Here is a 20,949-nt window from a genome sequence, read left to right on the forward strand (position 1 = left end):
GAATGTTGGAGACCAACGGGCTCGACGTCGGTCTACCGATGCAATCATCCGAAGGATTGATCGCGACGATTGAGCGGTTCTTCGAACCGGCTCGGGAGGTACTCGTCCCCTTCCTCTCTGATCCGCTCGTCGCCGGCGTATGGGGGCTAATCGTCCTCGTCTCGGTCGGCATCCTCCGGTGGGATCTCCGGACGAACAATCAGGTACTCGGCTCCATGATGAAAGGGGTCTGGACACTCTGCGTCTTCTACTCGGGACCGTTCGGACTTGCCATTTACTGGTACTCTGGGCGAACACAGATTCCCAACGACTCGGTCTGGCGGCGCGGGTTCCGCTCAACCAGTCACTGCTATTCAGGGTGTGGTGCCGGGGAGATCGTCGGCATCACACTCGCACAAGGGATCCTTGCGCTCACCATCGGGTGGGTCGCCGCCATTACGTTCGGGTTCGCGTATCTTTTCGGATACGCACTTACCATCGGTCCACTGATGCAGGACGGTGTCGGATTCAAGGAAGCGACGTGGGACGCACTGCTGAGCGAGACGCCCTCAATCACCGTTATGGAGGTCTTCGCCATCGGCACCGAACTGCTGCTCGCCAGCCAGACACACATGGGCGAGATCCTGTTCTGGACCGCCCTCGCGTTCTCGCTCTCCATCGGCTTCCTCGTCGCGTGGCCGGTCAACGTCCTACTCGTGAAATACGGTGTCAAAGAAGGGATGAGTAACCCCGCCGAGATGGGCGACAACAGTCCGAACGCTGCCTGACGAACGGAGAGGCGACCTGTATGTGAAACGGTCGCGCTATCGGGGAGCCGGTCGGAGCGTCAGATGAGAGCGGGGTGACTGGTACTCATTTGGCGATGGGAGTTCAGGATTCGTTGAGGTATCGAAGGCTCGTGAGGCCCAGTTACCCGTGTGAAGAGGATTGACCTTTCTCCGAGCCAGCAAGTACGTCGCAACAGTCGAACTACTGCACTTCGACTTTTTTGCAGGCTCAGCACATTGCCGCACACGACTTAACCGAGTTGCCTATAGTACGCCGTATGGACCTCCCCGACTCGCTCACGAGACGGCGGGCCGTGGTCACGGGTGTCGGTTCAGTTGTCGCCGGGAGCGGTATCGTCTACGGCGCTTCCACACTCGAGTCAGATCAGACTGTTTCGAGAACGGCACCAGTTCACGTCAGTTCCGAAACGACGGGCCTCGGAGTCGATCTACAGGGCCATGCGATCATGGGTTCGTTGGATGCGCCGGTCGACATGTACTATTGGAGCGACTACCAGTGCCCGTTCTGCCGTCGCTTCGAACGAAACGCGTTCCCGAAACTCATCGAAAACCACGTTCGGTCAGGGACCGTCCGCGTCGTGTTCATCGAGTTCCCGTATCTCGGATCGTCGTCGATGACCGCCGCGGTGCTGGATCGGTGCGTCTGGCGGCAGGTACGGAACAGCTCGCCGCAAGCGTACTGGCGGTGGCACTCGACATTATTTGAGAAACAGGAGCGTGGGAACTCGGAGTGGATTTCTAAAGAGAATCTGTTCGATATCGCCTCCAACATCGACGGAATCGACGCGAGTGCGGTTGAATCGTGTGTGAGCCAACACCGGCCCGACATCAAGCAGTCGATAGCTCGGGATGTGGATCAGGCATCGCAGTTCGGGATTCAAGCGACACCGGCGTTCGTTCTTTACAACCGAGATACGGACGCAGCGGGGAAGATCATCGGAGCGCAACCCTACGAGCGATTCGACGAGGCGATTACGCGAGTACAAAACACATGAATTCACCGTCTCTGGAACGTCACGCCGAACGGTTCCTCGCCGCTCTGGGGTTCCCACTCACTACGTGGACCCGGCTGGTTCTGTGCGTCGGGGGTGCCATGATCAGTTACGTTCTTCTCGTTCTGAGTTCCTTTCCGGAGTACTCGGTTCAGATGGTCAGCGCGAATATCGGATATCTTGACGACGCCATCGTCGAGTTGACGGCGAATTCGTACGCGACTGCCGGACCGGTCGGTCTCGGTTTGATCGTTTCGTACGCGATGCTGACCGGTATCGCGATTACGAACGTCGCGAATCGAGTCAAGCGCGTCGGTGTTGCTGAATCGGGCGGTCTCTCGAGTGCGGTTCCGGGATTCCTCGCGGCGGGTTGTGCAAGCTGTGGAGCAGGGATACTCGGGTTCTTGGGATTCGCTGGTGCGGTCGCACTGCTTCCGTTTCACGGAAACCTCCTGCGAGTGGGTGGACTGTTACTCCTCGTCGGATACCTCGCCCGAGTTGGGGATCCGCGTTACTGTACGGTCGTTCCCGACAGCGGCATTGAGCAGTAATCGAGTCCTTTTCGAGAGGTCGAGAACGTCTGTTCGAGCTACTTCGAGAAGGACCGTAGTCCAGTCCGAAGACGGACTGCGAGTCCGAGTACTCCGACGGCCGCCATGGAGACAAGAATCTGAACGAGTCCATCCGTCGGCGCTACCGTCGACCCCCCTGCGGCGGACGTTCCGACGGCGCTCATCGTCGCCGGAGCCGCGAAGAGACAGCAGAGACTCACAGCCCCTCCGACCGCGAGAAGCGACCATCGGCTCATCAAACTCGTATCTTCGGTTGGTTCTGTGGCCGCCGTCGTCATGGGGTGTTCTCCGTATGAGTTTCTGATCCAGCACCGCACGATTCACAGGAGGATAGAGGGCGAGAGCGAACGTAAAGAAGTGCGACGAAGAGGACGACGCTCACGCCGCCGAGTAGTGGCCGCAGCGGGTCGAAGTACGTCAGCAAAGCCGAACTACCGAACAGGCTTAGCAGAAGGACGTTACAGGTCGGACAGCCGAACGCAAGAAATCCAAGTACGGTACCCGCCGTTGCCGTCTTCTCATCATCGCGCTGAATGGACGTTCGTTGTAGTACGTAGAAGCCGATGAACGCGGCTGTGAGTGTGAGAAACAAGTAGTCCAGTACCGTTCGTGGGACCATCCGAACGTAGATCGGATTGGGAACGAGGCCGGTGACTACCCCAAAGAGCACGAACGAACCGACGCTCGCTACCGCCGCTTTGAGGTGCCGCTTCGAGAGCGGATTCATTCTGAACTGTTGTTCCTGCTCTCAGGATGTAAAGCGAGGTGGCCTTTTGCTTGTTCGTGGAAAAGCCTCTCTACGTACGGTTACCTATCTCGATCCCGGAATGGGTAGACGGACGACGACTTCTAGTGCGAACCGTCGCTCCTATGATGACGTGCTCGCAACGTGTCGTATGGCACCAGGAGAGACCAACCAATCGACGGTCCTCTTCCGCGTCTTCGCCGACGACTACTCACGGGAAATCTTGCTAGCTGCCGACGAACACCCGCGAACGGCGAAAGACCTCAGTGAAATCTGTGATGCGTCGCTAGCGACGATCTATCGTCGCGTTTCGACACTGCAAGAGCACGACCTGATTAAGGTCCACTCGACGATTGGGTCCGGTGGAGAACACAAACAGCGCTTCGAGACGACGCTCGAGGCGTTTCACGTCTCCATCACGGAGGGGAATTTCGAGTTGTCCGTCGAGAGACGTGACGAACTGGCCGACAACTTCCGCGCCCTCTGGGAGAACTTCAGAGACAGCACATGATCAGTCTCCCAATCGTGCTCGTGAAGCTGTTTGTACTGATCCTCAGCCTCGCAGTCGCCTATCTCGCCTTTTACGCCTACCAGCGAAGCAGGATGTATCCGATGGTCTACGTCTCCATCGGGTTCATCTTCATCGGTGTTGGTGCAATCTGTGAAGGCCTCATCTACAGCGTCCTCAATACGTCGCTTCTCTCAGCGGCAGTCGTTCAAGCGGGACTCGTTTCGATTGGAATGATATTCATTCTACGTTCAATTATGATCGGGCCAAGTCAAGAAGTACAATAGGTAGAGAAAGCGTTCGCCGATAGTAGACTAGTCGGTAATTGTCGCTCGCCAAATACACTCTCAATAGTTGAAACGGATTAGCAAGGGACGTAACCAGTAACACAGAGTTCATATCGACGGAGATCAAGGCCGACGAGGTCGCAGTAGTTTGAGACTAGCCATCTCGGTGCATACGGTCTTCGACTTTCTCATGGCTGAACCTAGTGGGGCCATTACCTCATCTACCAGTTGATGGCTGGCTATTCGTCCGCGCCTCACTCAGTCGTCGTCATATGTCTCCATAATTTCTGTCCGTCGTGCACGGTTGTTATCGACGGATTACTCGTTCTCTGTATTGACCATGGACCATCACCCTCTATAACGTGCTCACCCGCGAAAGCCGAGCAACCGAAGGCCGTTCAGCGAGACGAGAACTGTCGAGCCCTCGTGACCGACCACTGCGAGCGGGAGGGGATCCCCCAGAGGAGGATCGTGCCGACCATGAGTGCAATCACGCCGAAGGCGATGGCGAGATTGATGGTGAGCGTTCGACGGGTCTTACGTCCGAGGCCGAGCACGTAGGGAATCTTGCTGAGATCATCGCTCATCAGTACCACATCGGCAGTGTTGAGCGCGACGTCGGTTCTCGCGCCGCCCATGGCGATACCGAGAGTTGCTGTGGCGAGTGCTGGCGCGTCGTTGACGCCGTCGCCGACCATCGCCACGTTCTCATGTCGCTCGACCAGGTCTTCGATCGTCGCCACTTTTTCTTCCGGTAGCAGTTCCGCCTGGACTTCGTCGATACCGACCTCATCGGCGATACGCTGTGCGACGCGCTCGTTGTCGCCCGTCAGCATGACGATGTGCTCCACGCCCAGCGAGCGGAGGTCGTCGATCATCTCGGCCGCGTTAGGGCGAACGGTGTCGGTGAAGGCGAGCCACCCCCACACGCTGACTTCGCCGTGACGCTCTCGGGCGACGAGGACGCTCGTTTTTCCCTCTGCCTCTAACGTCTGGAGGCGGTCAAGGCCTAGTTCGAGACCGTCGATCGCCGCGTCTCCGAGAACGGTCTGGAAGTAACTGCGATTCCCGATGTGCGTCGTCGTGCCGTCGACGTCTGCTTTGACCCCTTTCCCGGCGACCGACTGAAACCGCTCCGCATCAACGACGTCGAGCAACCGGATTTCTGCCGCCGTCACGGTCGCACGAGCGAGGTGGTGTTCCGAGCGGGCCTGTACTGCGGCCGCAATGGAGAGCGGCCCGTCCTCGGTCAGTGTCTGGTCTGCCGTCCCGTCACGGACGCACACGTCGGTCAACTGCGTGTCGCCCTGGGTGAGCGTACCGGTCTTGTCGAACGCGACCGCGTCGATCTTCGCTGCGGTCTCGACGTGTTCGCCACCCTATCGTTGGTTAAACCTACCGGTGAATCGATGGACGTCGGTGTGTCTGACACACCACTTTTCACGAGCTCTAATCTCTCGAGACGGGGGGAGTAACCCGATCTAGCCTAGTTAGGGCAGCTGTTTGCTGACCAGTTAGCTAGCTTACGGACTAACTCACAGCAATAGTAGTTAAATCTTTTTATAGTTTAAAGTTTATCTAGAACTCTAGTTAGCGAACTATTTTCTATGGGTTGTAGCCTGATGCCCGGTGTAGAAGCAGGGTACGACGGGTTCGTGGAAGGATTCTCGTGAAATACGGAGAGGGAGGGTGTATAAGTTGTCGAGCACTTCGGGTCGCTCCATCGCGAGCGGCGGAGAACAGTAGTCCTCCTCGATCCAAACCGCCTCCTCGTTCGTCGGATCGAATCGAGCGTTCTCTAACTCCTTCGTCATTGCGCGTCCGAACGTCTCCATTGCTTTGATCTCACCGTTTTCCAGTCGTCTCCGCAGGTCCAGGAGTCAACCGCGCTTCAGCGGCGCTCGAACGAGGTGGTGGCTGCGTACACGCCCACTCCAGTGTCTCGTACCCGAGCGAGTAACTCGGCGAACTCCGAGTCGACCGCTCGGTGAGGCAGGAACCGTTCGACGTCGGGTCGCTTGACGACGAACATGCGTGCGTCTCGGTGCCGTCTGTACAGAGCGCTTAGAGCTTCGGAGGTGACGTCGCCCTTGCTCGGTTTGTTGGCAGTACTTGTACCGCAGTCCGGAAACGGCGACGTACCAGTCGCACCGCTTCGCTCCGACGAAGAATCGCCAGCAGTCGCCCCTCGGGGGGGCCGAGGCGGTTCCTCTGCGCTGACGTCATCCGACGGATGCCCGTACCCGCTGCCACCCGTCGCCCTCTAACTACTCCGAGGGCAGCACTTTCCCGGGATTGAGTGTGCCGTTGGGGTCGAAGGCGCGCTTGATGCGCCGCATCACGCCCACGGCCGCGCCGTGTTCGCGCCGCATGTAGGACCGTTTTCCGAGGCCAACGCCGTGTTCCCCGGTTGCGGTGCCGCCCAGTTCCACCGCGGCGCGCACGGCGCGTTCGTTGAGTTCGTGTGCGCGCGCGACCATCTCCTCGTCGGTGGGGTCAACGAGGGGCGTGTAGTGGAGATTCCCGTCACCAGCGTGGCCGACACAGGGCGTGAGGAGGTCGAGTTCCTCCGCAGCCGACCGAACGGTCGCGACGATGTCGGGGTACGCGGAGATGGGGACGACGACGTCACCGACGACGCCTACGTCCCACGCCTCGCGGTGGGCGCGAGCGGCGGGGAGGGCGTCCCGGCGGGCCGCCCAGACGTCGTCCATCTCTCCGCGTTCCGCCTCCGTCCACTGTTCCATCCCGTTCTCCTCGAACATCTCCTCCACGAACGCGAGGTCCGCCTCAACGCCCGCCGCGGAGTTGCCGTGGAGTTCGACTACGAGCGTCGGTTTCGCCGGGAGGTCGGTCGCGTCGCTGTAGGCGTCGATGAGCTCGGCCTGCGTCGCGTCGATGTACTCCAGCGCGCCCGGACGGACGCCGTACCGGATGACCTCAGCGACGGCCCTCGCGGCCGACGCGTCGTCCGGGAACGTGACGAGTGCGGCGCGTTTCTCCTGCGGGATGCCAACGAGACCCAGCGTCGCCTCAGTCACGACGCCGAGCGTCCCTTCGCTCCCCACGAACAGGTCCTTCAGGCTGTAGCCCGACGACGTCTTGACACCTCTGGTCCCGCAGTTGAGGACGGTTCCGTCGGCGAGGACGAATTCCAGCCGGCGGATGTGGTCCCGAGTCTCGCCGTACCGGACCGCGTTGAATCCGGAGGCGTTCGTGGCGATCATGCCACCGATAGTTGCGAGGTCGCCGCTGGAGATCCCGGGGGCGAACCGAAGGCCGTGTCGGGCGAGTCGGTCGTTCAGGTCGTCGTAGACGACCCCGGGTCCCACGTCGACGACGAGGTCGGACGGATGCGCGTCCACGTGGGCTATCCCAGTCGTCGTGAGCACGATACCGCCCTCTACGGGAACAGAACCCCCTTCCAAACCGGAGCCACCGCCCCGCGGCGTGACTGGGACTCCTCGACGGTCGGCGGCCGACAGCACCGCTGACACGTCGTCGGTGGACGCCGCGTGGACGACGGCGTCCGGTTCGGACGCGGCGTGCGGGCTCGCGTCCTCGGCGTACTGCCCCCGCTCGCCGGCCTCGAACTCGACGCGGCCGTCGAGCGCGAGTTCCGAGAGGAAGGCGTAATCAGCGTGAGACATGTCTCGGCTATCGGTGGCGAACGCCTTTGCTGTTCTCCCGGACGATATCGATTGTCGCCCACTCGACGGACGAGCACACAGCGGCGAGCCGCGTACATGAAATTTTATTCGCAGCCCAAAACAAAGCGTGAGGGATAGGGTCGGCGCTGTATACTCATCGCGTCCGATGCCAACCGCAGAATCCAGCGGTTACGACCCCAAACATCCCTCCAATGCCACAGCGAACTATATGACCGCCGACGACTCGAAAGTCTGGCAGGCCGCTGACTGTTACCTAGTTGTGAGCCACCCCATTCTGCTGCTCGCCGTTCCCGGTGGGCATCACTTTGTTTAAATGAATCTGTAACACTCCGAACACACCGATCGCTACATTCGCAATAGCTCGTGGATTTCACAGTCGAGCGATCTCTGAAGTCTCATCCGAAGAGTATGTTTATGGAGACACGGTGACCGATACACGCTCTGTATTCAGCACGCTCACAGAAACCTCAACAGTCACCGCCAGTAGCGGCGTGCAAGATACAGTGGACGTATGGCGCACAACTCATTCGATATCATCGGTGCCTGATAGACATCCTCAATATCTTACCACTGAGCTCTGTCGAAATGAGAGCGAGTAACTCCAGGAGTTTGTACCGACTACCGAGGATCACTCCGCAAGTGATTCGAGCTTCTGAACAATTTTCGCGTAGATATCAGGTGCACAGTATCACCCTTCTTCAACCATTGTATCAATCACGGTTCGGGCTTCGCTGACACTGATCGGTCCGTTGCTGGCAGGTACCAATACGAGATATGCTGTGCCTCAAGTCGTGATTCCCTCGGTTGCAGCGACGTCACGACCGTATTCCCATCCATTACGGCCACACCATTGTGATCGGCGGCGCAAGCGAGAACAGCGACATCAGCATCGCTGAGGTTATCGTTTCGCTGGAGCCGTGATACGAGTGCTGTGGGCTCAACCGACACTACATTGAACAAATCATCCCCAACACCACGCTCGATACGACAGCGTCCGGATTCCCCTGTTCGATACCGGTTTCGATGACCTCCTCGTAGACACGGTCGGGAATTACACACGACCCGTCGAGATGCTGGACGAGATCGAGACGATCGACTTTCGCGAGGTAGATGAGCGGTGTGGCGTCAAGGACCCACATTCACAGCGCCTTGAGATCCGAGTCGAGGTGGTCGCCCGCAACCCAGGTAATGTCATGCTGCTTGGCGAGTTGAGCAAAATCCCAGACGGACATCTCTGCGAGTTCAGCCGCTTTGCTAAATGTGATAGTGCCTGCTTCGAGCTTGTCGAGTGCTCGTCCTTGCTATCTGTATCAGTAATTCACCAGAACGATCTGACGAAGAGTTAAACCAAACCAACAAAAAACAGATATTGTAATGAAATCAAATAATTCCGAGCAGATCTCCCATAGCTCTCCAGAGGTCTGTGCGCGGGAAGGAACTGTGACCTTCGATGACATTTCCGACTTCGTATATCAGGGAAGAAGAACACCTGCAAACGGAGAATGAAGTGTCTGTAAGCGGCGATTTGCACGCGTCTGGTACTATGACCACGATGCGTGCTATGAGCCGGAGCAGAAAGATGTCCACATCTCGCCACAGCCGTACTAACAACTTGTTGCAGTGAACTTACGGAATGAGTGGCGACAAATTTTGATTTTCCCCCGCGTCTAAAGTCACGGGAATTCCACCATGGAATTTCCGACCTCCGGCGTGACCGTGTGAACGATATGATCGATCTGTCGTCACAACTCGTCGTCGTAGGATTCAGTGATACGTTCGCTTCAGCGTTTCTGAAGGCGTCAAGTCGCCGTAAAATATGTCTCAGGGAGCTATCGAACTGTTTTGCTTTCGTCGTTATAGAGGGCGCGGGCGGGGAGCCGTACTCGTCACGGTCGAACAGTCGACACTCACCCGTTTGTGCGTCTCCTGCGTGCAACGCTTCCAACCACTCCCACTGTTCGGGATTCGGCGACGTAGGCAACTAGAGATTGTAGTCGTCGTGGTATTTTACGAAACATAAACCGTGGAGCGCGGTTAGCTGATACAGAGGGTGTATACCGCTCCCTACTACTCTTTCTACTAGCCAATCTGGGGCGAATCAACTGCTCGGTGATCTCAAACTCAATAGGCAGAATTGTTCGGTTTTCGGATGTCTGATCGCTCTTCTTCATCCTCGAACCAATCTATACTTGAAAGTAGGATATATTCCGCATCGGAATTGAATGTCCTCCGGGAAATTGGGGTATGATAGATGGTAGAGATTCGCACGGCGGCCGAACGGTTCGTGGACGAACTCGACTTCAGTGTCTTCGGAATCGGGTTCAGTGTATCGTTGCTCGCGATTGTGGTGTTTTTCCTGCAGCCTGAAGAGTCCGCAGAGACAATGGGACGAATCAACGAATTCCTCTGGACAGAGTATATGTGGGTGTACGTCGGGACGATGTTCCTGATGATCATCTTCAGTCTCTGGCTCATGGTCGGGCCTTGGGGGCGTCTCAAACTCGGCAAACCTCACGAGGATCCCGAGTTCGGGTTGATTTCGTACTTTTCAATGATGTTCTCAGCCGGAATCGCGGCAGGTATTGTGTTTTGGGGTCCTGCAGAGGCGCTAGAACACTACACAACGGTCCCACCGCTCGTCGGAGCGGAACCACAGTCTGCGGCGGCGGCAGTGGGCGCAATCCAGTACACTCTCTTCCATTGGGGGATTGCGTACTGGGTGCCATATCTCATCGTGGCAATTCCCATCGCGTACTACGCATTCCGCGAGGACGCCCCGATGCGGGTCTCGACGCTCATTGCGCCATTCATCGGCATCGACAATCTCGATGGGTTGCTGGCCAAAGCGATCGACGTGATGGCGGTATTCGCGACCATCGGCGGCATCGCAACGACCCTCGGGTTCGTAGGCAGGCAGTTCCTGACCGGACTAACTTACAATTTCGGCATGTCGCTCGGGGATACTGGAACGGTACTCGTGATCACAGGGCTGACGGTCGCGTTTACCGTCTCGGTTGCACTCGGTGTGAAGGAGGGAATCGCCCGGATTTCACGATTCAACATGGCTGTGTTCGCCGTCCTGACGGTCGTGACATTCCTCCTAGGACCGACCAACTACATCATGAACACCGGTCTTCAGGCGGTAGGGAACTACTTCGTCGAGTTCCTCCGAATGGCACTGTACACGAACGCGACGGGTACCGGAGAATGGGTCGGTAACTGGACCGTCTTCTACTGGGCCTGGGTGTTTTCTTGGGCTCCGTTCGGTGGACTGTTCGTCGCTCGTATCTCACGCGGTCGGACGGTTCGTCAGGTGGTCGCAACAGCGGTAATCGGTGCCACCGCGTCGACTACTCCGTGGTTCTTGACGATGGGCGGCAGCGCTATCTTCTTCGAGCGAAACGGCATCGCGCCGATGCTATCGATGGTCGCTGAATACGGCGTCTCTGTCTCTGGCTTCCCACTGTTCGGCGCGCTCCCGCTTGGCGGAGTGCTCTCGGTAGTGTTTATGCTTCTCGTCGTGACGTTCTTTATTACGTCGGCCGACTCCTCAACGCTTGCACTCGGGATGCTCACAACGGGCGGCAAACAGCATCCCTCGACCGTCAACCGCGTCATCTGAGGCGGGCTAATGGGCGGACTTGCGTCGCTACTCATCGTTGGTGGCGGAATCGACGCCCTCCGCTCATCGGCTATCATCACCGGCTTTCCGTTCGCCATCATCTCGGTCGTCGCAATTATTGGGATGGGACGGGAGTTCCAGCAGGTCGCTCCGTTGCTCTCCGGCAACGACGACTCGGCCGTCGCCGAGGAAACCGGTTCGGCTACTCCTACTCGAACAAGCGTGAGCGTAGACGACGACTGAGGGCAGTCGAAGATGATGCTCAGTGGGCCTGAGTGTGTCAGCTTCCTCCCACGGCTAAAACCGTAGGCTTCCGTCTTGCTATTCTTGTGATTTAGATAACTCTACGAATCCTAGAACGGATTATCAGCCGTCTCTACGTCTACGATAAAGCAAAGGGACGATGGGAACTGCACTTGGTGTGCAAACACGAAGTTGAGACTCCCGCCGTCCCCGGCAACGAGACGGCGGGTGTTGACCTCGGTATTTGTAACTTCGCGGCGGTCGCATACAGCACCGAGGAAGCTGACCTGTACCCCGGAAACCGTCTGAAACAGGACGGGTACTACTTCCCAAAGGAAATCGCTAAGTGCGACGATTCTGGTGGTGAACGGGCCACTCGTCTTCACAAGAAGTGGTCGGAGCGCCGAACCCACTTCTTCCACTCCTTAGCGAAGCACATCGTAGAACGGTGTGTCGAGCAAGAAGTTGGCCAAATCAACATCGGGAAACTCGCTGGTGTCCGCGAGGACGAAAACGGCGACTCGAAGAACTGGGGTAAACACGGCAACCTCGACTTGCATGGATGGGCGTTCGACAGGTTCTCGAACATCCTCGAATACAAGGCGAAGGTTGAGGGCATCGAAGTCGTAGAAGTGTCAGAGCGTGACACGAGTAAGACGTGTTGCGTGTGCGGTACGAAGGATGAGGGTCAGCGTGTTGAGCGTGGCCTATACGTGTGTGAGGAACACGACGATGTGTTCAACGCTGACGTGAACGGGGCGGAGAACATCCGTCTCGACATCGACGAAAGTAACTCCGAGTCTTCGGCCAGTTTGGACGAGGATAGGAGTACCGGCTGGTTGGCACAGCCCGGAGTCTACCTTCATGACCTCTCCCGAGGATTCCAACCTCGGTCAGAGGTGGTAGACTCCAAACCCTAATATCCCAATCCAGCGGCGCGGTGCCGTGGGATTCCCGCGTCTTCAGGCGCGGGAGGATGTCAATCTTCAGTCTGAGGCGTGGTGAGAGTGGGAAAGAACCGTGCCCGTTGTTGAGACGAGAGGTAACGAACGCTGGATGGATCACCCCGGAGTGCCGCTGTAAACGTCTGTCCGAGAGTCGTTCCAACGGGTCCGCGCCACACCCCACGTTGCCGCTGTAAGACCTCGGGAAGCAGCCTCAGACCCAAGAAATCACGTGGTTCCGAATAACTCGGGTCAATATCGTCTGTGGTCCCATCAATAACTTTATTAACCTATGTGTCGTTCGTTACCGTACTACACTTTTGGCATACTAAGACGCCATAGCATTTTGGCGTCGAAGACATGAACTGCTACTTATCTCTTTACTGTCTCTCCTGTGATATCGCCCGGTAGACGATGGTTCCGAGACAATTATCAACAGCATCCTTTCCTTCATGTCGAGGTCATACGGGATTCGTGTTTACAGCGGCAACGTGGGGTGTGGGACAGCCGTCGATCCCGGGTTTACAGCGGCAATGAGGGGTCTGATATCAGGCTGGGATTCCCAAATCGTGGGCAAACCCCGGCCATATTGCCGAAATTCATCGGGTGAACTGGAATAAGCGACGTTTACAGCGGCAAGCCGGTGCCGAAGATTGATATAGATTGCCCGAGTGGAACGTCCCATGAGCGATACGGAGTCATTCTTCGGGGACCCCGATCCGATCTTTGCAGATAAGGAACTCCTCCGTGTGAGTCATCTCCCCGAAGGTGACCGTATTATTGGTCGGAAAGAGGAACTCAGCAACCTCGCGAACGCGATCAAGGACGCCCAACGCGGAGGGACGCCGAACAACGTGTTGATCTACGGGAAGACAGGCACCGGAAAGAGTCTCTGTTCAAAGTACATCACGCAGGATTTGACCGAAGCCGCCACTGAGAATGACGTTAACGTCTACGTCGCGTACGTCGATTGTTTTCAAGATTCCACCGAGACACAGACCGTCCGCACGATCGCCGAGTCGTTCAACGATCCCGATGAGACGGACATAACAGTCCCGGCATCTGGTGTCTCGACGTCCGACTACTACCGTCGGCTCTGGAAAATTCTCGACGCCCGCCTGGACGTCGGGATCATCATCCTCGACGAAATCGACAAGCTCGAAGACGATAACGTCCTCATGCAACTCTCGCGCGCGGCCGAAGCCGGGAAGGTGGACGACAGCACGCTCGGCATCATCGGGATCAGCAACAAAATCCGCTACAAGGAATCGCTCAACGAGCGCGTCAAATCAAGCCTCTCCGAGCGCGATTTCGTGTTCCCGCCGTACGACGCGAATCAACTCCGCGAGATTCTCTCATCGCGGGCGGACGCGTTCCGAGAGGGTGTTCTGGATGACGAGGTGATCCCGAAGGTGGCCGCCCTCGCAGCGAAAGAACACGGTGACGCCCGGAAGGCAATCGACATTCTTCGGTACGCTGGGGAGATCGCCGACGAACACGGTGACGACCACGTCCGCGCCGAGTACGTCGATGAAGCCCACGAACGCGAAGAAGAGGCACGGCTCGCCGAACTCATCGGGAAGCAACCCGAACACTCGAAGTATCTGCTTCAAGCACTCGCTCTCCAGATGCAACAATCGAGTGAACCCAACGCTATGATCCCCTCGAAGCAGGTCTATTCAGCGTATAAAGTCGTCTGTGAACGCGAGGGGACTGACCCGCTCAAAATCCGTCGTGTCCGCGACCTCCTCTCCGAGTTGGCGTTTCTCTCACTGATCGAGCAGGACCGGAAGGGTCGGGGGAAGGGGAAGGGCGCTCATACAGTGAACCAGCTTGTCGATGCGCCCGAACTTGTCGTCGAAGCGTGTAAATCAGCGTGAATTTGAAAATAACAAGTATGTTATCTGTTCAATCTGACCTGTTGAAATAATCTGAGATTGATACGCTTTCGCGGTTGTCTCGGGATTGCCATGCTTGAGGTTTCTCTTCCGTGAAATTGTGGATTTTCGCTGTTTTGCTGTCTCTCTCTTCGACTTTCCCCACCCTCGTCTTCCCAATTTCATATCGACACGGGGTGTGGGGTTCGACTTTTTGTGAATCATTTTAACCAACAGCTCACTCTAAGCGACTCTTCTGTTGGTTAATCTTACTCCCTATTCGCGAACGCTGTCAACTCCGTCACTCGTGTCTCCGCAAATATCTCTTTAGGGTCGAACACCGGACAAACCGTGGGCCGGCGTGTCAGAAGACGGGTCTTCTGGCACTGTCTAGTTAGGCCAGTTTGAGAAGCGAGCAGTTCGTAGATCTAGTGCTTTGCTCGACCTAGAACTGCTCACAGAGTCGTTGGAAACGGCGAATTATGAATGTTGGGAGCGTGAGCGGACGGCGACGTCCCAAACTCGCTTCGCGAGTTTGTGGGCTCGAAAGCCGCGATGCATCTTTCGAACGTTAACGAGACGCGTTGCGCCTCGTTCGCACACCAAACATCTTCGATTTCTGGGGACGCTGATTCGGAACATCCCGGTCCTACTTCTTCGAGACCGCGAGAAAAAATGTTCCACGCCGGACATTCCATAGCTGTTCGGACGGTCGGCGCTATTTTCAATATATGGTGTCCGAGTCATTCACCACACAGCCATCGGAGAATGCTGACCAGTGGGAGACGGGCGCGTTTCACCGAACGCAGTTCTACTCTAGAAGCGCCAGCAATTGAGTGACGTAGGGGCTGTTCTCCCAACTCCGATGCGGGCTGATCGTCTCGATGAGCGTCCGTGCCTCTTCGTAGGTCATGTGGTCGTTGCGGGCGTAATCACAGAGCAACCGTGGTGTCGGGACGATACGCGGGCCCTGTAGGACTGCATGGATGAGCGCAAAGTTCGTTCCGCCGAACTCATCGGTGAGAAATCCGTCGACACCGAGCGCGTTCGCGAGCACGATGCCGTCGGTTTCGCCGTCATCAAGGCCGAATGTCGGTCGCGACTCGGGTGTGTCGACTCGCTCATAGGGGTCGTCCACTGTGTAGTGGGTGCGAGCGGCGAGAACGTTGGATGCTGCAGCGCCGTGGATGTCCTGATATTGGGCCATGTTACGGAGCTCTGTAACGACTTCCGGTGGAACGGAGACGTCACACGAGGTGAGGAGATACTGGAGGGGATCCGGAGCGGTGTCAGTGTCGTCGGCTGCGTCGGCTCGTGGGACGGCGAGACTGACCAGCGTACTCGTGTCGGCGACGACTGTCCGCAGCCGCGGTCTACTCATCGTTCGTCGCTGTCCGTCGTATCTACCGTCGTCACGTCGTCACCGTAGATGTCGACGTCAGTGGGCGCAGCGAGATCGAACGGTTCGCTCTCGAAATCAGCTTTGAGGAGTCGGAGCCGCTGGGCGGTCTCGGCGCCAACCAGCTGCTTGACTGTCTCGAACTCGAGTTGGTCGTCGTAGTACTTCGTTGCCACCAGCTCTTGGAACGTTTCGCTGTCGGCTGTCTCGTCGATGTACTCGCGAATCGCCTCGACGAGGACGTCCGTCCGGTCTTTGTCGAAGAGGTCCGCAATTGCATCGAGACGCTCGACGAGGTACTCTGGGGACTGGAAGTGGACCCGCCGGGGTTTGTCATTCGCGCTCATTCTATGTGCAAGTTCTGCACACAGACGGATAACGATTTCGGCATATGCACCTGACTTGCACATAGATGCAAGAACGATCTTTGAACGGGCCATTCTGCGCTACTATGTGGCGTCACGAACAAGACACTCGTCGATATCTTGCCTTCGGTACGTTGTGAGCCCACCAAGACTACAGCGGACACATAGGTATGACATCCTCCCCGACGTGAACGCCGGGGTTTCCTCAAAAGCGCCGTTGAGACTACCGAGGTAGATAGTAGGCCGATTCAAGTCTACAGAGATATGTTAGAAGAACTGGAAGACGAGACCGACTAAAGAAGTTTGAGCCTCTCGGCGTCGCACAGGTCCTATCAACTATCAATCTCCATTTTAGACTATTTCTCCGACCTAGTGAATATATGTTCCAGCAGCTTGTAGATCTTGGTATGCCAGCCAACGAAGAAGAGAACCGCGACAATCGGACACGAGGAGAACGAGTCCGGAGTGCCGGTCGGACACTCCACCACCCTCGGTCAGCGTCATGGGTGGCCGACGAAACCGGTGTCTCCACGAAAACCGCTCAGAAATACCTTGACCAGCTCGTCGAAGACAATGTCCTTCGAAAAACCGACCGAGGAGACCAAACGCTGTACTGTATCGATCAACTCATGGCGAAATACCGAGAGGTAGCAGAACTCCAGCGAGCTCATTCCCGCGAAGAACTCACCGATGCCCTCGAGACCATGCGGAATAAAATCACAGACTGGAAACAAACGTACGGCGTGGAGGCACCCGGGGAACTCAGAGCAAGCATCGCAGACGTCAAGGATGCAGCAGAGAGTGAGACCCGGCGTGACATCGCGAAAGAATGGGAACACCTCACCAACCGTATCCCAGTAGTGAGAGCCGCACTCAACGAATACGACTGGGCTGACGACCCAGACCCCATCTCGACGTGAACACATGGGGCTCTCAGGCGACATCGATAGGCAAGTCTACCGGGAATTAAAAGACATCCTCCAACGATACCCCACCGTCACTGCAGTCACATACGAACCCGATAGCATAATCAAGACCTCGATACGTGCAACAATAGACTCCAACCGGGTTAGCTCTCCGACCGGCCCAGAGTCACCAACTCTCGATGTCGAGTGGCGATTCGATAAAGAGGGACAACAGTATCGCATTCACTACGCAGATCCGAATACAGGACTCAGTTGTGGGTGATATCGTGACGATGACCACCCAGACCTCGGCCCAGTCCACTTTCAATACTCTCTGGCAGACTCCGAGGAGACACATCATAAACCAGCGGAAATAGAGGCGAACGTCCCTTCAGAAATTCTGTGGGAAACACTTGATACCCTCTTCTCCGAGACTCTCCCCGAACTGATCTCCAGTCAGAATCGCTAGTCCTCGAAACGAGAGCGTCTCCTATAGTAGTGTCTACAAGCCATCACATACTCGACCGCACGACGGCATACGGTCGGATGAGTACACAGTTGCAGACACTACTATAATGTGTCTCTGCTCGATTCCAACGGCATCTGTTGCGTTTCTCTTTCGGTACTACAGGTCAGGATTAATTGCGGTCTCTCTCAACCGAACCTTCATATCAAAGAAGACTACATTCTCTGTATCGATATGGGAAAGGGAATGCCACTACTGCGGGACGAGTCTCGAAGAAGAAGGACTCAGCACCCGCTGTAACTACTGTCGCGAACGAGTCTGTGGCGACCACCGACTCCCCGAAAAACACGACTGCCCTGGCCTCTACTACCAAAAACAATCCACCGACTCAACTCGAAAATCCTCTTCGCGACGACCAAGCAGGTCACGGACGCCTCCGAAACCCACTTTCGAGCAGTCAAAGAAAACAGGCCAGAGCCGGCCCTCCCGAACACAGCGTGGCTCGGGGTCGTCAAGAGCACCTGGGAAGACTCCGAAAAAACGGGTATGAGGGGACCTGATGTTAATCCCGATGGAAGTATCAACCCCCGATCGCACCAGACCCCAAGAAAACCCTCGTTCGACGAAGCGGGCTCAAAGTCGCCAGTGGTGACTCGTCGTCGGATCGTCGGTGGTCTCTTCACAACACTCCTCGGTGCCATCGGCGCCGTCCAAACCGGCGTGATCGACTCCCCGGTCGACCTCCCTGGTGTCGACATCCCGAATCTCAATACTGGCGGACAGGGCAGTGAGACCAGTGGTGGTGCGTCGACGTCGACGACCGAAACAAGCGAAACTGGCAGTGGTGGTGGGGATTGTTCGGGGAAGACCTTGACGCTCAACGGGTTCAAGAGTTCGTTCACGACGCCGTGAACGCACGGCGGTCCGAAGAAGGCGTCAGTACCCTCCAGTACAGCGCAGACTTGCAGGAGGTCGCTGTCTCCCATTCTGAGGATCTGGCTGAGGAGGAGTATTTCGCGCACGACTCTCCAAGTGGTGAGACAATGGAAGATCGGTACGAGCAGTTCGGTATCGACTGTCGACTCAGTGGGGAGAACATCGTGCAGACGTGGTACAAAGAACGCGTCCGAACTGACGACGGCGAACAGTATTACGATACGAACAAGGCCCTCGCTGAAGGGATCTTGACGCAATGGATGAACTCGCCGGGGCTTGAACTATAGATGAGGTTGATGTCTCTCGGTTAATCAGAAATACGCGAGGAGTGTAAGTGATACTAATTCACAAGGGCAGGAATAGTAGATAAAATATGACCCAATCGGGATGCGAGAGTGCGACCACGGCTCGGGGCAGACGGTTCCATGAGGCGCCATCGGAGCGTTACGAGCCGTGGTCGCTGCGTTGGGACAGGAACGGACCCCGGAGATTCGACTCACGAGGAACAGAAGGCATTACAGGAATATACTTGTAACAGGACACTCGTTTCCAAGGCAGTGTATCTAACAGGGTGACAACAACGACGGGTCGGTCGGGTTTCCAGCCGACGCGAGCCGTAGTACCGCGGTCGGGCGACGGTCAATCGCTGTCCCGCGTGCGGGTCAGAACCCAAGCTAACCGGGAATCTATACTGCGCGCGTCAAGTTCCCACCGATCCCGGACACTTGTTGTGATAAAACTGGTGAGAAACTCCACGGGTTTTCACCACCTAACCCCACGTAGCACTGTGGAGTACGAAATCGAGGGCGGTGAATCTGTCAGTATGGCCGTTGTACGCGCGGTGAGCGCAGTCGAAGGTCGCAAACCGTGCTTCCTCCGAACGCTGACGGACGTTCTCGACCCGGATGCGTTAGATGCGTTGTGTGCCCTGCAGTACGACGGAACATCTCGAACGGGTGGACGCGTCTCGTTCGTTTACAGCGGCTGCTACGTCACGGTTGACAACGGCGAGTATCTCACTGTTCAACTGCTCGAAGACCGTCTCTACGACGAATCTGATCCAGAACCTACCGACAGACGGGTGAGCCGATGACTGCGTCTCTGCGGCTTACTGCTTGGGATCATGAACGGTCAACAACCCTTGAGCCATGAGTCGCCGGGCGATTACGACGAGGCCGTTCCCGAACCCTTCCCCGAAGATCGCTTGTTCCTCTTTGCTGCCGGGCATGATCGAACTCACGAGGATCGTCGACCGGTCTGTCAGGAGCAGTCGGCCGATAGCCGTCTCGTTTTCAGTGGCGTTCTCGCCGTGCAACCACTCCAACCCGGAGATGAACGTTCTAGCGTTCGGTACGGTCGCTTGGATCTGGTCTTGGAGCGACTCCGTCAACGCTCCAATGAGAAGGTCGACTCCGTTGCCAACGTCGTTGAGGCTGGCAACGAGATCCTTCGTCAAGAGCGACTCGTCGCCGACGACCAGAACGATCTCCTCGGACGCCTCCTTGATGAGCTGATTCGTCCGATTTTCTATCCCGTCTCGCCCGGACATCGCCCAGACCTGCTGGACGGGCGTCTCGTCGTCTTCGTCGACGATTTCGATCGTATCCAGCGCATCGTGGAGTCGCTCGACGCGGGCCTCGTACTGGTCGCGCAGGGTCTCCGTCGCCTCATCGAGCGGAACAGCCCGGAACTGCTGCGGGCTCGAATGCTGAATCTCGACCAGACCTTGCGCCTCCAGCACCCGAATCGCATCGTACACCCGCGTTCGGGGAACCTCCGTCGCCTCACTCAACTGCTTTGCCGTTCCCGCGTGGAGGCGAGATAAGCCGACGAAGCAGCGCGCCTCGTATTCTTTCAAGCCGAGCTGTTGGAGAACCTCGACCGCTTCGTCCAAACTATCAGTAGTATTTATGTGTCCCAACCTCACGGGGTACTCCCCAGTGATTGTCTGATGATTCACCCCCAATACGGATAGGTATTGTCACCCAATTCGTGACGGGAATCGACGGGAGAACGTGATACGACCCCTCTGACGGTCCGACGTCGGTGTCCGACCGACGCCTCTGCTCCGCTCCGATGGTCATCGTGATATCTGGGTGCCGCTTCGACTACTATCGAACGGGTCGTAGAGTTCTCCGCGAGTGCAGACGACGAACTCTCGCGCTACGAGACGTTCGATGTAGTCGCCTCAGATGTGCTTCCCGGTTACCGGTCTGTCGGCGGGTAGTGAGTCCAGTATCGACTCAACCCGATTGTCGGGCTGATACCGGACGATTCTGCGTTCGCGATCGTATTCGACGACACCCTGCTCCGCTAACTTCGGCAGTGAGATGTGGGAGAGATGGATTGTGAGTTGTTCTCGGTCCATACTTCGGTCGTCGGACTGCAGTTCGTCACCGTGCATTCGATCTACGAGGTCGTCGATTACCGTTTTACCAGCGGTTTCGTGCCGTAACTGCTGAATGAGCCGTCGCCGGTGACGATCAGCGACGAGTTGCAGACAGTCGTCGAGGTCTTGTCCCCTCATAGTAGACGTATCGACTACTCGTCTGATAAACAGATAACCTCTTCACGCCAGGATACTTTTTTTATTATGTGAATTACAGGTCGGTCAGGAGATAGCCGAGGA

At 56.9% G+C, this 20,949-nt stretch carries 18 protein-coding genes and 6 pseudogenes; 13 read left to right on the forward strand and 11 right to left on the reverse strand.

Annotation, left to right across the window (positions count from 1 at the left end):
* Positions 1-2: 2 nt before the first annotated feature.
* The 3 genes from NDI76_RS20260 (at position 3) to NDI76_RS20270 (ending at position 2,331) form a co-directional block, all read left to right on the forward strand.
* Positions 3-767 carry a DUF4396 domain-containing protein gene (locus NDI76_RS20260; protein WP_310925987.1) on the forward strand — a complete coding sequence of 255 codons (765 nt, stop codon included), beginning with the start codon at positions 3-5 and terminating at the stop codon, positions 765-767.
* Between the two features lie 278 nt (positions 768-1,045).
* Positions 1,046-1,783, forward strand: coding sequence for a DsbA family protein (locus NDI76_RS20265; protein ID WP_310925988.1), 738 nt, complete (start codon positions 1,046-1,048; stop codon positions 1,781-1,783).
* The gene (locus NDI76_RS20270) at positions 1,780-2,331 is read left to right on the forward strand and encodes a hypothetical protein (RefSeq protein ID WP_310925989.1); all 552 of its coding nucleotides are present in this window, start codon (positions 1,780-1,782) and stop codon (positions 2,329-2,331) included. The genes NDI76_RS20265 and NDI76_RS20270 overlap by 4 nt, the downstream gene beginning before the upstream one ends.
* 295 nt (positions 2,332-2,626) lie before the next feature.
* Here the strand turns inward: NDI76_RS20270 and NDI76_RS20275 are convergent, their stop codons facing one another.
* The gene (locus NDI76_RS20275; RefSeq protein ID WP_049916827.1) at positions 2,627-3,079 is read right to left on the reverse strand and encodes a hypothetical protein; all 453 of its coding nucleotides are present in this window, start codon (positions 3,077-3,079) and stop codon (positions 2,627-2,629) included.
* Positions 3,080-3,248: 169 nt separating this feature from the next.
* Here NDI76_RS20275 and NDI76_RS20280 point away from each other — a divergent pair, with 169 nt between their 5' ends.
* A complete protein-coding gene (locus NDI76_RS20280) occupies positions 3,249-3,608 on the forward strand; it encodes a helix-turn-helix domain-containing protein (protein ID WP_310925990.1) in 360 nt (119 codons plus the stop codon).
* Positions 3,605-3,892: a DUF7521 family protein gene (locus NDI76_RS20285; RefSeq protein WP_310925991.1), complete on the forward strand. Its 288-nt coding sequence runs from the start codon at positions 3,605-3,607 to the stop codon at positions 3,890-3,892. The genes NDI76_RS20280 and NDI76_RS20285 overlap by 4 nt, the downstream gene beginning before the upstream one ends.
* 366 nt (positions 3,893-4,258) lie before the next feature.
* Here the strand turns inward: NDI76_RS20285 and NDI76_RS20290 are convergent.
* From NDI76_RS20290 to NDI76_RS22720, 6 genes and pseudogenes are all read right to left on the reverse strand, one after another.
* Positions 4,259-5,271: pseudogene (locus NDI76_RS20290) on the reverse strand (heavy metal translocating P-type ATPase); the annotation flags it as partial.
* Between the two features lie 512 nt (positions 5,272-5,783).
* A pseudogene (locus NDI76_RS20295) lies at positions 5,784-5,969 on the reverse strand (DNA/RNA nuclease SfsA); the annotation flags it as partial.
* A gap of 190 nt (positions 5,970-6,159) precedes the next feature.
* Positions 6,160-7,542: an FAD-binding oxidoreductase gene (locus tag NDI76_RS20300; RefSeq protein ID WP_310925994.1), complete on the reverse strand. Its 1,383-nt coding sequence runs from the start codon at positions 7,540-7,542 to the stop codon at positions 6,160-6,162.
* Between the two features lie 709 nt (positions 7,543-8,251).
* Positions 8,252-8,702: pseudogene (locus tag NDI76_RS22715) on the reverse strand (PIN domain-containing protein).
* The gene (locus tag NDI76_RS20310) at positions 8,703-8,828 is read right to left on the reverse strand and encodes a hypothetical protein (RefSeq protein WP_310926108.1); all 126 of its coding nucleotides are present in this window, start codon (positions 8,826-8,828) and stop codon (positions 8,703-8,705) included.
* 480 nt (positions 8,829-9,308) lie between these two features.
* Positions 9,309-9,574, reverse strand: a pseudogene (locus tag NDI76_RS22720) (RNA-guided endonuclease TnpB family protein); the annotation flags it as partial.
* A gap of 240 nt (positions 9,575-9,814) precedes the next feature.
* Between NDI76_RS22720 and NDI76_RS20315 the strand changes: the two are divergent.
* The 4 genes and pseudogenes from NDI76_RS20315 to NDI76_RS20335 form a co-directional block, all read left to right on the forward strand.
* Positions 9,815-11,428 (forward strand): annotated as a pseudogene (locus NDI76_RS20315) (BCCT family transporter).
* 95 nt (positions 11,429-11,523) lie between these two features.
* The gene (locus tag NDI76_RS20325) at positions 11,524-12,348 is read left to right on the forward strand and encodes an RNA-guided endonuclease TnpB family protein (protein WP_425498399.1); all 825 of its coding nucleotides are present in this window, start codon (positions 11,524-11,526) and stop codon (positions 12,346-12,348) included.
* Positions 12,349-13,055: 707 nt separating this feature from the next.
* Complete coding sequence (locus NDI76_RS20330; protein WP_310925998.1) at positions 13,056-14,252, forward strand: Cdc6/Cdc18 family protein; 1,197 nt, start codon at positions 13,056-13,058, stop codon at positions 14,250-14,252.
* A 433-nt stretch (positions 14,253-14,685) separates the two neighbouring features.
* Positions 14,686-14,781: pseudogene (locus tag NDI76_RS20335) on the forward strand (IS6 family transposase); the annotation flags it as partial.
* A 279-nt stretch (positions 14,782-15,060) separates the two neighbouring features.
* On the opposite strand, the gene NDI76_RS20340 reads toward NDI76_RS20335, so the two are convergent.
* Together NDI76_RS20340 and NDI76_RS20345 are read right to left on the reverse strand one after the other, a co-directional pair.
* Positions 15,061-15,630 carry a hypothetical protein gene (locus NDI76_RS20340; RefSeq protein WP_310925999.1) on the reverse strand — a complete coding sequence of 190 codons (570 nt, stop codon included), beginning with the start codon at positions 15,628-15,630 and terminating at the stop codon, positions 15,061-15,063.
* Positions 15,627-15,995, reverse strand: a complete 369-nt coding sequence (locus NDI76_RS20345; RefSeq protein ID WP_310926000.1) for a hypothetical protein — start codon at positions 15,993-15,995, stop codon at positions 15,627-15,629. Before NDI76_RS20345 ends, NDI76_RS20340 begins: the two co-directional genes overlap by 4 nt.
* Before the next feature lie 425 nt (positions 15,996-16,420).
* Between NDI76_RS20345 and NDI76_RS20350 the strand changes: the two genes are divergently transcribed.
* From NDI76_RS20350 to NDI76_RS20360, 4 genes are all read left to right on the forward strand, one after another.
* Positions 16,421-16,933 carry a DUF7342 family protein gene (locus NDI76_RS20350; RefSeq protein ID WP_310926001.1) on the forward strand — a complete coding sequence of 171 codons (513 nt, stop codon included), beginning with the start codon at positions 16,421-16,423 and terminating at the stop codon, positions 16,931-16,933.
* A 560-nt stretch (positions 16,934-17,493) separates the two neighbouring features.
* Positions 17,494-17,934: an AN1-type zinc finger domain-containing protein gene (locus NDI76_RS22725; protein WP_425498396.1), complete on the forward strand. Its 441-nt coding sequence runs from the start codon at positions 17,494-17,496 to the stop codon at positions 17,932-17,934.
* Positions 17,935-18,238: 304 nt separating this feature from the next.
* A complete protein-coding gene (locus NDI76_RS20355) occupies positions 18,239-18,607 on the forward strand; it encodes a CAP domain-containing protein (protein WP_310926002.1) in 369 nt (122 codons plus the stop codon).
* 500 nt (positions 18,608-19,107) lie between these two features.
* The gene (locus NDI76_RS20360) at positions 19,108-19,413 is read left to right on the forward strand and encodes a HalOD1 output domain-containing protein (protein ID WP_310926003.1); all 306 of its coding nucleotides are present in this window, start codon (positions 19,108-19,110) and stop codon (positions 19,411-19,413) included.
* A gap of 15 nt (positions 19,414-19,428) precedes the next feature.
* On the opposite strand, the gene NDI76_RS20365 is transcribed toward NDI76_RS20360, so the two are convergent.
* Together NDI76_RS20365 and NDI76_RS20370 are read right to left on the reverse strand one after the other, a co-directional pair.
* On the reverse strand, positions 19,429-20,232 hold the full coding sequence (locus tag NDI76_RS20365; protein WP_310926109.1) for a TrmB family transcriptional regulator: 804 nt from the start codon (positions 20,230-20,232) through the stop codon (positions 19,429-19,431).
* 276 nt (positions 20,233-20,508) lie between these two features.
* Positions 20,509-20,847: a DUF7344 domain-containing protein gene (locus tag NDI76_RS20370; RefSeq protein WP_310926004.1), complete on the reverse strand. Its 339-nt coding sequence runs from the start codon at positions 20,845-20,847 to the stop codon at positions 20,509-20,511.
* Between the last annotated feature and the right edge of the window lie 102 nt (positions 20,848-20,949).

The sequence above is a fragment of the Halogeometricum sp. S1BR25-6 genome (assembly GCF_031624495.1).
In the GTDB taxonomy this organism is placed as follows: Archaea; Halobacteriota; Halobacteria; order Halobacteriales; family Haloferacaceae; genus Halogeometricum; species Halogeometricum salsisoli.

What these genes read in the sequence shown, in the direction of transcription:
- NDI76_RS20260 (WP_310925987.1), top strand. Translation starts at nt 3, where the DNA reads ATGTTGGAGACCAACGGGCTCGACGTCGGTCTACCGATGCAATCATCC.
- NDI76_RS20265 (WP_310925988.1), top strand. Translation starts at nt 1,046, where the DNA reads ATGGACCTCCCCGACTCGCTCACGAGACGGCGGGCCGTGGTCACGGGT.
- NDI76_RS20270 (WP_310925989.1), top strand. Translation starts at nt 1,780, where the DNA reads ATGAATTCACCGTCTCTGGAACGTCACGCCGAACGGTTCCTCGCCGCT.
- NDI76_RS20275 (WP_049916827.1), bottom strand. Translation starts at nt 3,079, where the DNA reads ATGAATCCGCTCTCGAAGCGGCACCTCAAAGCGGCGGTAGCGAGCGTC.
- NDI76_RS20280 (WP_310925990.1), top strand. Translation starts at nt 3,249, where the DNA reads ATGGCACCAGGAGAGACCAACCAATCGACGGTCCTCTTCCGCGTCTTC.
- NDI76_RS20285 (WP_310925991.1), top strand. Translation starts at nt 3,605, where the DNA reads ATGATCAGTCTCCCAATCGTGCTCGTGAAGCTGTTTGTACTGATCCTC.
- NDI76_RS20300 (WP_310925994.1), bottom strand. Translation starts at nt 7,542, where the DNA reads ATGTCTCACGCTGATTACGCCTTCCTCTCGGAACTCGCGCTCGACGGC.
- NDI76_RS20330 (WP_310925998.1), top strand. Translation starts at nt 13,056, where the DNA reads ATGAGCGATACGGAGTCATTCTTCGGGGACCCCGATCCGATCTTTGCA.
- NDI76_RS20340 (WP_310925999.1), bottom strand. Translation starts at nt 15,630, where the DNA reads ATGAGTAGACCGCGGCTGCGGACAGTCGTCGCCGACACGAGTACGCTG.
- NDI76_RS20345 (WP_310926000.1), bottom strand. Translation starts at nt 15,995, where the DNA reads ATGAGCGCGAATGACAAACCCCGGCGGGTCCACTTCCAGTCCCCAGAG.
- NDI76_RS20350 (WP_310926001.1), top strand. Translation starts at nt 16,421, where the DNA reads ATGCCAGCCAACGAAGAAGAGAACCGCGACAATCGGACACGAGGAGAA.
- NDI76_RS22725 (WP_425498396.1), top strand. Translation starts at nt 17,494, where the DNA reads ATGTGTCTCTGCTCGATTCCAACGGCATCTGTTGCGTTTCTCTTTCGG.
- NDI76_RS20370 (WP_310926004.1), bottom strand. Translation starts at nt 20,847, where the DNA reads ATGAGGGGACAAGACCTCGACGACTGTCTGCAACTCGTCGCTGATCGT.